This window comes from Simonsiella muelleri ATCC 29453 (assembly GCF_002951835.1).
GTDB lineage: Bacteria > Pseudomonadota > Gammaproteobacteria > Burkholderiales > Neisseriaceae > Simonsiella > Simonsiella muelleri.
Window position 1 is genome coordinate 410,960 of record NZ_CP019448.1, and the last position, 12,995, is coordinate 423,954.

Genomic DNA, 12,995 nt, shown 5'->3' on the forward strand with positions numbered 1-12,995 from the left:
ATTTCCACTAGAAAAACTATTTTTCTTTTCGGTGTTTGCGGTTTCAGGGGCTACTTTGGCATTGTCTGATTCTGCAGAAGAATCAGCGTCATCAGAAACAATGCTAATTTCAATATTTTCAGGAATATGCGTGCTGGCATTCAAAATACCCACGCCCTCATCAGCGGTATTTTGTGGTTCAGATGCCTCCACAACAATTTCCGCATCAACAACAGAAGTATCAACAATGCTTGGCGCAACATGAACTTGCGCTTCAGGCTTTTTTGTTACTTTGGCATCAATCACTTCAATTTTTACAGTTGGTGTAGAATCCGCCATGATGGTTTCCTCAGCTTCCACTTTGGTCTCTGGTGCAGGATTCACTTCAATGGTTTCTGCCACTTCAATCTTAACGGCTGCCTGAACAGTTTTTGTAGGGGTGCTACTAATATCTAAGGCATCGTTAATTAACTGTGCCAATTGAGCATTGTGTTTGCTAGCATAACCCACCGCAGGTGATGCGCTAGCTGGACGACCTGCATACAATACTTTTTGCCCATCTTTTGCCAATGCTTCCAAACGATGGCGTGTTTGATACCAAGCACCTTGATTTTTCGGTTCTTCTTGCGCCCATACCAATTCGGTTGCATTGGGATATTTTGCCAATTCTGTTTCCGCTTCTGCATAAGGGAACGGATACAATTGTTCCACACGCACAATCGCGATTTCATCACTCAATTCACGCTCTTGACGTGCTTTGGCTAAATCATAGTACACTTGACCCGCACACAAAATCACACGTTTCACATTGTCATGATTTTCACGTTCCGCCACATCGCCAATCACTGGGCGGAAAGTTGTGCTTTCCAAAAAGTCAGACAATGGGCTGGTAGCTTCTTTGAAACGCAACAAGCGTTTAGACATGAAAATAACCAGCGGTTTACGATACGAACGTAAAGTTTGACGACGCAGAACATGGAACATTTGTGCGGCTTCAGATGGCATAATCACTTGCATATTGTGTTCTGAGCACAATTGCAGCCAGCGTTCCAAACGTGCTGATGAATGTTCTGGACCTTGACCATCATAACCATGCGGCAAAATAGTGGTTAAACCACACAAACGCCCCCATTTGGTTTCGCCAGATGAAATAAATTGATCAATAACCACTTGTGCGCCATTGGCAAAATCACCAAATTGTGCTTCCCAAATTGTCAAATAATCAGGTGCAGAACATGCGTAGCCATACTCGTAAGCCATCACGGCTTCTTCGTTCAAAATGGAATCAATCACAGTAAAATTGGCTTGATTTTCAGCCATATGCTGCAATGGAATATACAACCCCTTGTCAGATTGCTGCTCTTTGCGATTGGTGTCGTGCAACACTGCATGGCGATGTGAGAATGTACCGCGTCCAGAGTCTTCGCCTGAAATACGAACACCTGTACCATTGGTTACCATGCTGGCGTAAGCGATGGTTTCTGCCATTCCCCAATCCACATTTTGCGCACCCGCTGCCATGTCTTGACGCTGTTGAATCACGCGTTTGGCGGTTTTGTGCAAACCAAAATCTTCGGGGATGGCCGTGAATTTTTCAGCCAGCCTAGCAATGTCAGCAGCAGGCAAACCACTTTCTACTTTTTCACGCCAATCATTGCCGTTGTATTTTTCCCAGTTTACGCGGTGTTTGCGTTCATAATCGGTCAAACGAGTACGCTCAACGTGTTCACCTTTGTCCAGCGCATCACGATAAGCTTGTACGTAACCATCTGCATCAGCTGCAGTAATCACATTTTCGGAAATCAATTTATCCGCATAAACCGCACGTGTACCTTTATGCTGCGACACAGCACGATACATCAAAGGTTGTGTCAAAGTTGGGTCATCGCCTTCGTTGTGTCCCAATTTACGGAAACACACCACATCAATAACCACATCTTTATGGAATTGTTTGCGATAATCTAAGGCAGCCTGAATAACGTAGCACACCGCTTCAGGGTCATCACCATTCACATGAAAAATCGGAGCATCAACCATTTTAGCGATGTCGGTACAATACACGGTTGAACGAGTATCGCGTGTATCTGATGTGGTAAAACCAATTTGGTTATTTACCACGATATGCACTGTGCCGCCAGTTGTGTAACCGCGTGTACGTGACATATTGAATGTTGCCTGATTCACGCCTAAACCAATAAATGCGCTATCGCCATGAATCAATACAGGCATCACTTGAGTACGACCGTCTGCACCACGGCGATTTTGTTTGGCACGTACAGAACCTTCCACCACTGGATTCACAATTTCCAAATGCGATGGGTTGAACGCCAAAGTAACGTGCATTGCACCTTGTTTGGTCATGATGTCGGAACTAAAACCGTTGTGATATTTCACATCGCCGCTTGGGAATTTGATTTCTTGTTTTCCTTCAAATTCTGCAAATAAATCAGCAGGTTTCTTGCCTAATGTATTTACCAACACATTCAAACGACCGCGGTGCGCCATGCCGATAACGATTTCTTCCACGCCATCTTTGCCCGCGTTCTGAATCAAATAATTCAAGCCAGCAATCACACTTTCTCCGCCTTCAACGGAAAAACGTTTTTGTCCGACATATTTGGTATGCAAATAGCGTTCGAGCGTTTCGGCGGCGGTAACTTGTTTTAAGATTTCGCGTTTTTCGTCTGCGGAAAAATTTGGGGTAGACAAGTCGCGTTCAAAACGGTCACGAATCCATAAACGCTCTTCGCGATTGGCGATGTGCATATATTCAATACCAATATGCCCACAATACGTTTGTTTTAATTTATTAATGATTTCAGACAAAGGCAATTTATTGTCTGAAGTAGAAAAATCGCCACGACCCAAACCAAATTTTAATGTTAAATCTGCATTGCTTAAGCCATGAGCTTCTAAAGACAAACCGTCTAAATTACGCGGTTGTTTCAATTTTAGTGGGTCTAAATCGGCAGCGTCTGCGCCTTGAATGCGATACGCTGAAATTAAACGCAACACAGCAATTTGTTTTTGCAGCAATTCTTCATCTACCACACCTGACGCAACGGCTGCTGTAGGGCGATGTTGTTTTGCCAATTTCACAAATGCTTCTTGAATCGGATGATGTGCCACATCTTTTGGAATGAAGCCAGCTTGTTGTGCTAAATCGCTAAAGTATTGTTTCCAATGTTCATCTACAGAATTAGGGTCGCTTAAGAAGTTTTCGTACAGCTCTTCAATATAAGGAGCGTTTGAGCCGAATAAGTAGGAAAAATTAAGTTTTTCGTCCATCATGGCCGTGCCTTTGTTTTAATAAATGTTGTTGGTCGGTGTGCGGAGGGGGAGTAACCCTATGCAAATGCCTTTATTTTACTATTTTTGTTAAGAGTTTGTCAGTTATTTTTTATGAAAAATAATCTTTCAGGCAGCCTGAAAGCCCGATTTTCAAGGGTTACATCACATTTTGTTACAATCTAAATCTTAATTACAAACACTTTCAGACTGAAAATTCAAATCCAATCAAAATCAAATCGCTTGAACACGAAATGTATAATGCGTTTTTTTCCATTCTTCGCTTTCTGCAGCCAACGCGGCGGACGTCAGTGGATTTTCATTCAACCAATTTTGCGAAATTTTTAAATAGAAATCATGATTTTGAACACCCAAAATTGTATTTTCAGGCAGCCTGAAGTCCACACGCGCCCGACATAACAACACCGCCAAACGCAGTGCCAATACCGCATGCCACAACATCGGTTTTTCAGGCAGCGTGTCTGCCATTTTTTTCAAATCGCCACGTTGTCCAAGCGTGATGTTTGCCAACAAATCTTGTTCAGCGCGTGAAAAACCCGACATATCCGCATTTGCTAAAATATATGCCGTGTGTTTGTGGTAGCCAGAATGCGCAATGTCAATACCAATTTCGTGCAACATCGCCGCCCAACGTACATAATTTGACCACGTTTCTAATTCCAATACCTTGAAATTTTTAGATAAATCTGCTAAAAATTTTACCGACAATTCGCCTACGCGTTTGGCTTGATTTTTGCTGACATGATACCGCTCTTGAAATTGAATGGCGGTTTCTTCACGCATATCAGTATCTAAATTTCGTTCAATAAAATCAAAGAATAAACCATCTCGTAACGCCGCATCTGTGAACTGCATTTCTTGGATAGCCAATTCTTCAAATGCTGCCATCATCACCGCCAAACCACCTGCAAACACGTCCAAACGCTCTGGTTTTAAACCATTTAATTTGGCTTTTTTGGTGCTGCCTGCATCAACGATGCATTTGGCGAGTTCGCGCATGTGGGTTAATGTGATGCCTTGTTCGGCTAATTTTTCTTCTGCGATGACATTGGCGATGGCTTTTGCTGTGCCTGATGTACCTAATGTAATGTCCCAACCTTGTCGTTTGTAAATTTTGCTGATGCGTTGAATTTCGCTACGCGCTGCGGTGATGGCAGCCTGAAAATCTTTATCGCTGATTTTATTAGAGAAAAATCTATTAGAATAAGTAACACAACCCAACGGCAGGCTTTCCATCACCACAGGTTGTGCGCCACTACCGATGATAAATTCAGTTGAACCACCACCGATATCAATAACCAGCATGGCTCGCCCATGATTGGGATAGGTATGCACCACGCCTGTGTAAATCAAACGTGCTTCCTCGCGACCTGCAATGATTTCAATGGGAAAACCCAACGCTGCTTCGGCTTGGGGCAAAAATTGTTTGATGTTTTTGGCGACACGAAATGTGTTGGTGGCAACAGCGCGGACATTTTCGGGCTGAAAACCGCGCAAGCGTTCGCCAAATTGCGCCAAACATTCCAAAGCACGCCGTTGACTGGCTTCATTTAAATTTTTTTGTGCGTCTAATCCGCCAGCTAATCTAACCATTTGTTTGATGTTCTCAATCACTTGTGGTTGTCCGCCGTTGTTTTGGCAAATTTGCAAACGAAAACTGTTTGAACCTAAATCAACAGTGGTAAGCGTAGGCAATGGCTTCATTGAAATCCCTTCAAATTGATAATAGAAATATTGGTTGAATTTATCTTCATTCAGGCTACCTGATTAATACAATATAGAAGTGTGCGCTTATGTTAAAACACGTCAAGCATCACGTAAAATATTGGCAACAACACAACAAAAAGCAGCCTAAAAACCCACAATAGTATGATAAATTTTGTAAAGACAACCATGCTAAATGGTAACTCAAGCGGATTCACTTGTCAGCAAATTGCCAATAAAAGTCCAATTCAGGCAGCCTGAAAATAACTTTTATTGCAAAATCAATTAATCATTTTTTCTCAAAAATAAGCGTTTCATTTTTGCAACAAAATTTTGTATTTTACAGAAAATTGCATTTTAAATAAGCATATTACTCTATAAAAACAATCTCGTTATAATCGCGTCCAATTTAATATTCACACCTATTTTGATTATGACCCCGATTTACATCACTTATCTCGCCAAAACGCGTACCATCTCACACGCCCCCGCTCAAGTTATCACTTTGGTCATGCTGGGCTTTTCGGCGGGCTTACCTTTATCATTGATTTTTTCCACGTTGTCATTATGGTTGATGGAAGCAGGCGTAGAGCTTAGCACCGTTACCATGTTTAGCTGGGCGGCTTTGGGCTATTCATTTAAATTTGTGTGGTCGCCGTTGATTGATTCGCTACAACTACCTATATTGTCCCGAATTTTAGGCAAAAGGCGGTCATGGTTATTATTAGCGCAAGGTTTAATGATTGCAGCAGTCTTGTTGATGGCATTTGCTAATCCGAATCCTGCATTTTCAAGCAGCCTGAATATCATGGCAGCAGGTTCGGTGCTGTTGGGTTTTGCTGCTGCGACACAAGACGTAGTTATTGATGCTTATCGCATTGAAATTTCACCAAATAATTCCGCAATGCAATCAATATTATCTGCCAGTTACACTGCTGGTTATCGCATCGGCATGATTGCATCTGGTGCAGGTTCGTTGATTTTAGCGGCGAAATTAGGTTCAACAACAGGACATTATGTTTACGAAGCATGGTGCATGACGTATTTGGTGATGGCTGGTTTGATGGGGCTGGGCGTTTTAACGACCCTAATGATAAAAGAACCAGAATATAATCAAACAAATACAAGCAATATTTCCACGCGTGATAATTTACGATTATTGGCGATGTTCGTATTGGTGATTGTGGTGTTTGTGGCAACATTTAAATTTTCAGGCAGCCTATTTCCCGACAAAGAAACCTCGCCATTATTACAATTTATTTACGAAACATTACATTTAATTTTATCATTGCTGGTAGCGGCTGTAGCAGGTTGGTTGTCAGTACGCATGGGGGTGGCTAACAAACAGATTGCCGTACAAACGTGGGTAGACCCGATTCGTGATTTTTTCCAACGATATGGTAAAAAAGCATTGATTTTATTGGCACTAATTGGCTTATATCGCATTTCAGACATTGTTTCTGGTGTCATTTCGAGTGTATTCTATAAACAGATGGATTTTAGCAAAGAAGAAATTGCATACGCGGTAAAAACTTTTGGAGTCATCATGTCAATTTTTGGTGGATTTGCTGGAGGGGCGTTGGCACAAAAATTTCGCATTATGAATATGATGATGTTGGGGGCAATTGCGGCGGCAGCGACTAATTTGTTGTTTGTATTACTGGCGACACGTGGACACGATGTCCATTTGATGTACACCGCCGTTGGTTTGGATAACTTCGCAGCGGGTTTGGCTGGAACGGTTTTTGTGGCATTTTTATCTTCGCTGACAAATATTCGGTTCACGGCGGTACAATATGCGCTGTTCAGTTCACTGATGATGTTGTTTCCAAAAGTATTAGGTGGATATTCAGGCAGCATTGTAGAGCGTATTGAGTACACGGGATTTTTCATGCTTACCGCATTATTAGGCGTGCCAGTTCTGGGTCTGATTTGGTGGGCAGACCGTATCTTGTTTCCAAAAAATGACTAATTGAAAAATTTTTAACCAATTGACAATTCACAAACTCAAAGCAGCCAATTAGCGTTATTTTGTAATCATTCAGCAACAAATTAAATATTCCATTTGCACAAACAAAATGATACGCGTATAATTCGGGATAGGTTCAGTCGCCACCTCGCCCATACACCAGCGACTGGACTTAGACCCTACAAAGATTCCGCCAACCCTTTCTTTGTGGGGTCGCCTTATTTTCATGGAACACGGTTTCAGGCTGCCTGAAGCCGTGTTTTACTATTATCATTCTCACATTTTTCATTATTTTTACTTTCAGGCAGCCTGAAAATCTTTTTTTTGACATTATGAAACCATCATTATTAGATAAACTACAAAATTTGGCGCACCGCCTTGAAGAAGTTACCGCGCTGCTCGGCTCGCCCGAAGCCACCGCTAATATGGACAACTACCGCAAACTCAACCAAGAACACGCCGAACTCACGCCGATTGTTGAGACCTATCAGCAATACCGTCAAGCCGAAAGCGATTTGGCGGATGCGCAAGAAATGTTGTCCGACCCTGAAATGAAAGATTTCGCCGCAGAAGAAATTGAACATGCCAAAACCCAAATTGAACAGCTTGATTTTGAATTACAAAAATTGCTTTTGCCCAAAGATGCAGACGATGACAAAAATATTTTCATTGAAATTCGCGCAGGCACGGGCGGCGATGAAGCTGCTTTATTTGCAGGCGATTTGTTGCGCATGTATTCACGTTTTGCCGAACGCAATCGTTGGCAAACTGAAATCGTATCCGCCAGCGAGAGCGATTTAGGTGGTTATAAAGAAGTGATTGTGCGTTTAATTGGTTTGGGTGCGTACAGCAAATTAAAATTTGAAAGTGGCGGACACCGTGTACAGCGCGTCCCCACCACCGAAAGCCAAGGACGCATTCACACATCCGCTTGCACCGTTGCCGTGATGCCAGAAGCAGACGAATTAGAAGAAATCCAATTAAATCCCAACGACTTGCGCATTGACACCTTTCGTGCATCGGGCGCAGGCGGTCAACACATCAACAAAACCGATTCTGCTATTCGCATCACGCATTTACCCACTGGCATGGTCGTAGAATGTCAAGACGGTCGCAGCCAACACGCCAATAAAGCCCAAGCCATGAAAGTGTTAGCCGCACGTTTGAATGACAAACAAAAACGCGAAGCCCAAGCCAAAGAAGCCGCCGAACGCAAATCGCTCATCGGTAGCGGCGACAGAAGCGAACGCATTCGCACCTACAATTATCCACAAGGACGCGTTACTGACCACCGTATCAATTTGACTTTGCACAAATTGGATTTTGTCATGGACGGCGATATGGAAGAAATCACGTCCGCGCTGATTGCCGAACATCAAGCAGAATTGTTGGCAGCGATGGGGGATTAAGTTTTCAGTAAGTTTTCAGGCAGCCTGTAAACATTTTTGGAGAAAACATGAGTAATATTATTAATGCGATTTACAATTTAGTTACTGATTTTGAAAACAACTTTAACCGTGAAAATCATGGTTTAAATCGTGCTAATCAAATGGGTGAAGCGTTGGAAGAGTGGGTTAAAGATTTATTTGCTAATACGTTACACACTCAAAACGAACAACAACGCCTAGCCCGACTCTCAGAAACTTTTTCCTATTTGGGTAATCAAAATAATCCACCTGATATGATTTTGAAAAATGGCGATGCGATTGAAGTCAAAAAAGTGATTGGAAAAGATGCCACTTTAGCATTAAATAGTTCTTATCCAAAAGATAAATTGTTGGCAAGTTCGCCCTTACTCACACAAGAATGCAGAAATTGCGAGCCAAATTGGAGAGAGAAAGACATCATTTATGTGGTGGGTGTCGTGCCAAAAAATCAGCCTTTACAAAGTTTGTGTATGGTTTATGGTGTAGATTACGCAGCCAATCACATGATTTACGAGCGTATTCGCCATACAATTGTCACAGGCATCCAACAAATTCCCGATGTGGAATTTACTGAAACCAACGAATTAGCCAAAGTCAAAAAAATTGACCCTTTGGGCATTACCGATTTGCGTGTTCGTGGAATGTGGTCTATTGCTAACCCATTCAAAGTATTTAATTATCTTTATCAAAGGGATTTTGAAAGACCATTTAATTTGATGTGTCTCATCAATTTGGAAAAATATCAGTCATTTAATAATACAGAAGACATTGAACAATTAGTTGGGCAAGTTCCTGATTTTTCAATCGCCGATGTGATGATTAAAAATCCCAATAATCCTGCTCAACTAAAACCAGCAAAATTGATTACATTTAAAAGATAAAATAACAGAAATAAAGATGAAGGTTATTAGTTTATTTTCAGGTTGTGGTGGTTTGGATTTAGGTTTTGAACGTGCAGGTTTTGAAATTCCTGTTGCCAATGAATACGACAAAACCATTTGGGCAACCTATAAAGCCAATCACCCTAAAACCCAATTGATTGAAGGTGATATTCGTCATATTCAAGAAATTAATTTTCCTGATGAAATTGATGGAATCATTGGTGGACCACCGTGCCAATCTTGGTCAGAAGCAGGTGCGTTGCGCGGTATTGATGATGCACGTGGACAATTATTTTTTGATTACATTCGCATTTTAAAAAGCAAACAACCCAAATTCTTTTTAGCGGAAAATGTCAGCGGAATGCTTGCCAATCGCCATTCGCAAGCCGTACAAAATTTACTCAAAATGTTTGATGAATGCGGTTATGACGTTTCGCTAACCTTGGTTAATGCCAAAAATTATGGTGTCGCACAAGAACGTAAACGGGTATTTTATATTGGTTTTCGTAAAGATTTAAATATTAAATTCCAATTCCCACAAGGTTCAACGGCTGATGATAAACACAAACTCACATTAAAAGATGTGATGGCTGATTTACAAAAAACGGCTGTCCCTGCTAGCGAAAAAAATTATGCCAATCCACAAGCTATTAACAATAATGAATATTTCACAGGTAGCTTTTCCACCATTTTTATGAGCCGAAACCGTGTTAAAGCATGGAATGAACAAGGTTTTACTGTTCAGGCATCAGGGCGACAATGCCAATTACACCCTCAAGCCCCCAAAATGGTTAAGTATGGCGAAAACGATTTCCGTTTTGTAACAGGTCAAGAGCATTTATACCGCCGCATGACGGTGCGTGAAGTAGCAAGATTACAAGGTTTTCCCGATAATTTTAAACTTATCTATCAAAAAATTGATGATGGCTATAAAATGATTGGCAATGCTGTTCCCGTTCAATTGGCGTATGAAATCGCGGTGGCAATCAAACAAGTTTTTCAGGCTGCCTGAAAATTATCATTAGAATTTGTATTCACAGTCAAGTGCGATGTCTTTTTGCCCCATTTAGCATGCCTGCTGCGTTGAATTTCATGCCAATAGGAGCGATATTGGGATAAAATTCGCCTTACATTCGCACCAACTGGGACAAAAATCTATTTTACGTTGGCTGTAAATACAGGTTCTAAGTTTCATTTCCAGCAATGTGGGAAAAATCAATAATGGATTCAAATCCAACCTCTCAAAAGCGTCCCTGTAGTGCTGTTCGGGTAGTGATTTAAGCACATTGTAGATGGTTTAACGGCTGACTATGAATCATCTAGCAAGCGAAGTAATGCTTTCTTTATCTTGGGTGTATGCAGTTTAAATGGCTTGACGATGATGCAGCAGGAGTTTGGTTCTTTTGTGGATTTTCATTATAGTATTTTCGTTGATTATTATAAACAACGTTAGTTTAAATTACACATAAACAAACATTTAATCAATTGACGCAATTGGATAAAATTAAATTTATTCAAGAATTTCTAGGAAAAAATTAAAAATGAGAAAAATCTTTTTTACATCGGATGTGCATTTTTCGCACCGCAATATTGTGAAGTTTTGTCCGACTTTTCGTCCAAAAACCAGCAATCCTACGGAATTAGATGAATTTATGATTGCGCGTTGGAATGAAACAGTTGGTATTGATGATGTGGTTTACAATTTGGGTGATTTATCTTTTTCTAAAGATTTCAAACAAGTAGAAAATATATTGTATCGCCTAAATGGCACGCATCACTTGATTTATGGCAACCATGATGGACAAATTGAGCAACATATTGACCGTTTGCAAAAAAATATGAAACACGATGGTTTGCCGATGATTACCAGCGCACAAAATTATTTGAAATTAAAGCTGCCTGAAATCAATAATATTTTGATTTTATTTCATTATCCGATTCAAGAATGGGATGGTTGCCATAAGGGTTGGTATCATTTGCATGGACATACTCATGAGCGTGTAGCAAAAGTTCAGGGGCGAATTTTAAATGTGGGCTGGGATTTGCATGGGAAATTTTTGACTGCACAAGATGTTGATGATTTATTGCGTGATTTGCCACAGGTTTCATATTTTGGCGATAAATTGGGTGATTTTCCATTGGCTGATTTAGCATTGAATCAGGTGGTTGTAAAAGAGAAATTGAGACTCAATAATAAATGAGAAAATCATGTTAAATAAGAAAGTATTACGAAAAATCTGTCGGCAAAATCGTCAATCTTTACCACACCAAATGCGCCAAATTGCCACGTTACGTGCCAATCGTGTACTTAAATTTTGCATTAAACGGGGCAAAAATATTGCTGTGTATTTTCCGATTGGCAGTGAAATGCGTTTGGACGAATTTGTCCGCACCGCACAAAAACGTGGCGCAAAAATTTATTTGCCTTATATTGAACCGCGCCAATTGCGTTTGTGGTTTACACCGTATTCTACTGGCAAATCAGAACGTTTACGCGGTTCAGGCAGCCTGAAAGTTCCACAATTTGCAGGTAAGAAAATTCGTGTGCATCGGCTCAATACGTTGATTTTGCCGATTGTTGGCATTGACAAAATGGGGTATCGTTTGGGGCAGGGGGGCGGTTATTATGATGCGACTTTGGCGCAGACTCGTCATATTGTGCAGCCGAAAAAAATTGCGGTGGGATTTGCGTGTCAGCAGATTGATGCTTTGCCACATGAGGCGCACGATTGTCGGGTTGATGCATTTGTGTCAGAACAGTCATGTTATTGGTTCTAAAATAAAAATAAAGGCAGCTTGAAAAAATGCTTTCAGGTTGCCTAATTTTTTATTGAAGAATTATTCATCATTGGTCATCAATAAATATTGAATGCGAATGAATTCATCTAAAATAGCTTGTTGAATCATCAATCGTTTAGACAACGGTGATGCAAATCGTACCACCAAACAATACATACTGTTATCGCGCGGCATACGGCTGATGGTCGGGTCAGCTGCAGGGGTTACGAACATTTTTTGCATTTTCACTTCTTCAAAATATTGTGCAATATCCAATACATAACGCGCACAATAATCACGCAACACCCACTCCAAACGTGGCACAATCGCATCAGAATCTAAGCGAATCGGTACGGGAATCTCAAATGTATGCACAACATATTTGCCAATCACATTATCACGCGACAGTGGCACGCTTAACAGTAAACTATTTGGAAATGAAACAGTTTTTCCTGATAAATCACCCAGTTGATTATTTGTACCCGTTTGAATCACGAGCGTGTTAAACATATTAATATCTACCACGCGCCCACGAATATTGGAAATTTCCACATAATCACCGATGGAATATTGGTTGGTAATCATGCGCATCATGCTGCCAAGCAAGCACATAATCAATTCTTTGGTCGCCAACACAGTCGCCGCTGCCAATGCCACCATAGACAACGCAAAATGCTGCAATTGGGTCGCCCAAACCGCTGCCAACGCAATCACGCCAACCAATAGTGAAAAATTACGACTCATCACAATGGCGCGGCGTTTAAATTCTAACTCCAAATTAGGATGGCGATAAAAATAAAACCGTAACCACAACCAACGCAGAAAAACAATGCTGGGAATCAGTAAAACAGTATGGAGCAGTTCCAGCTGAAAATTTAAAGCTAAGTTACTAAAAATATTGGTTAATTGCATTTTAAATAAACCTTTTTTTCAAACAGATTCACATCT

8 protein-coding genes and 1 pseudogene are annotated in these 12,995 nt (G+C 40.9%); 6 read left to right on the forward strand and 3 right to left on the reverse strand.

Translation table 11 applies throughout. The features are described 5' to 3' along the window. Positions 1–426 precede the first annotated feature (426 nt). Both BWP33_RS02015 and ppx read right to left on the reverse strand, forming a co-directional pair. Positions 427–3,270 (reverse strand): annotated as a pseudogene (locus BWP33_RS02015) (2-oxoglutarate dehydrogenase E1 component); the annotation flags it as partial. 231 nt (positions 3,271–3,501) lie between these two features. Further along, positions 3,502–4,998: an exopolyphosphatase gene (ppx, locus tag BWP33_RS02020; protein ID WP_455431020.1), complete on the reverse strand. Its 1,497-nt coding sequence runs from the start codon at positions 4,996–4,998 to the stop codon at positions 3,502–3,504. Between the two features lie 427 nt (positions 4,999–5,425). On the opposite strand from ppx, the gene BWP33_RS02025 reads away from it, so the two are divergent. The 6 genes from BWP33_RS02025 to BWP33_RS02050 all read left to right on the forward strand — a co-directional run bounded on the left by BWP33_RS02025 (position 5,426) and on the right by BWP33_RS02050 (position 12,047). After that, positions 5,426–6,964, forward strand: a complete 1,539-nt coding sequence (locus BWP33_RS02025) for an AmpG family muropeptide MFS transporter (protein ID WP_002641037.1) — start codon at positions 5,426–5,428, stop codon at positions 6,962–6,964. Positions 6,965–7,293: 329 nt separating this feature from the next. Next, positions 7,294–8,370, forward strand: coding sequence for a peptide chain release factor 1 (gene prfA, locus BWP33_RS02030; protein ID WP_002641036.1), 1,077 nt, complete (start codon positions 7,294–7,296; stop codon positions 8,368–8,370). A 47-nt stretch (positions 8,371–8,417) separates the two neighbouring features. Further along, on the forward strand, positions 8,418–9,269 hold the full coding sequence (locus BWP33_RS02035) for an NgoPII family restriction endonuclease (protein WP_002641035.1): 852 nt from the start codon (positions 8,418–8,420) through the stop codon (positions 9,267–9,269). Positions 9,270–9,285: 16 nt separating this feature from the next. Beyond that, positions 9,286–10,281: a DNA cytosine methyltransferase gene (locus tag BWP33_RS02040; RefSeq protein WP_002641034.1), complete on the forward strand. Its 996-nt coding sequence runs from the start codon at positions 9,286–9,288 to the stop codon at positions 10,279–10,281. Between the two features lie 529 nt (positions 10,282–10,810). Beyond that, on the forward strand, positions 10,811–11,470 hold the full coding sequence (locus BWP33_RS02045) for a hypothetical protein (protein ID WP_002641033.1): 660 nt from the start codon (positions 10,811–10,813) through the stop codon (positions 11,468–11,470). A gap of 7 nt (positions 11,471–11,477) precedes the next feature. Further along, positions 11,478–12,047, forward strand: a complete 570-nt coding sequence (locus tag BWP33_RS02050; RefSeq protein WP_002641032.1) for a 5-formyltetrahydrofolate cyclo-ligase — start codon at positions 11,478–11,480, stop codon at positions 12,045–12,047. A 60-nt stretch (positions 12,048–12,107) separates the two neighbouring features. Here the strand turns inward: BWP33_RS02050 and BWP33_RS02055 are convergent, their stop codons facing one another. Continuing rightward, positions 12,108–12,959 (reverse strand): mechanosensitive ion channel family protein, encoded by an 852-nt coding sequence (locus BWP33_RS02055; protein WP_002641031.1) that lies wholly within the window; start codon positions 12,957–12,959, stop codon positions 12,108–12,110. Positions 12,960–12,995: the final 36 nt, after the last annotated feature.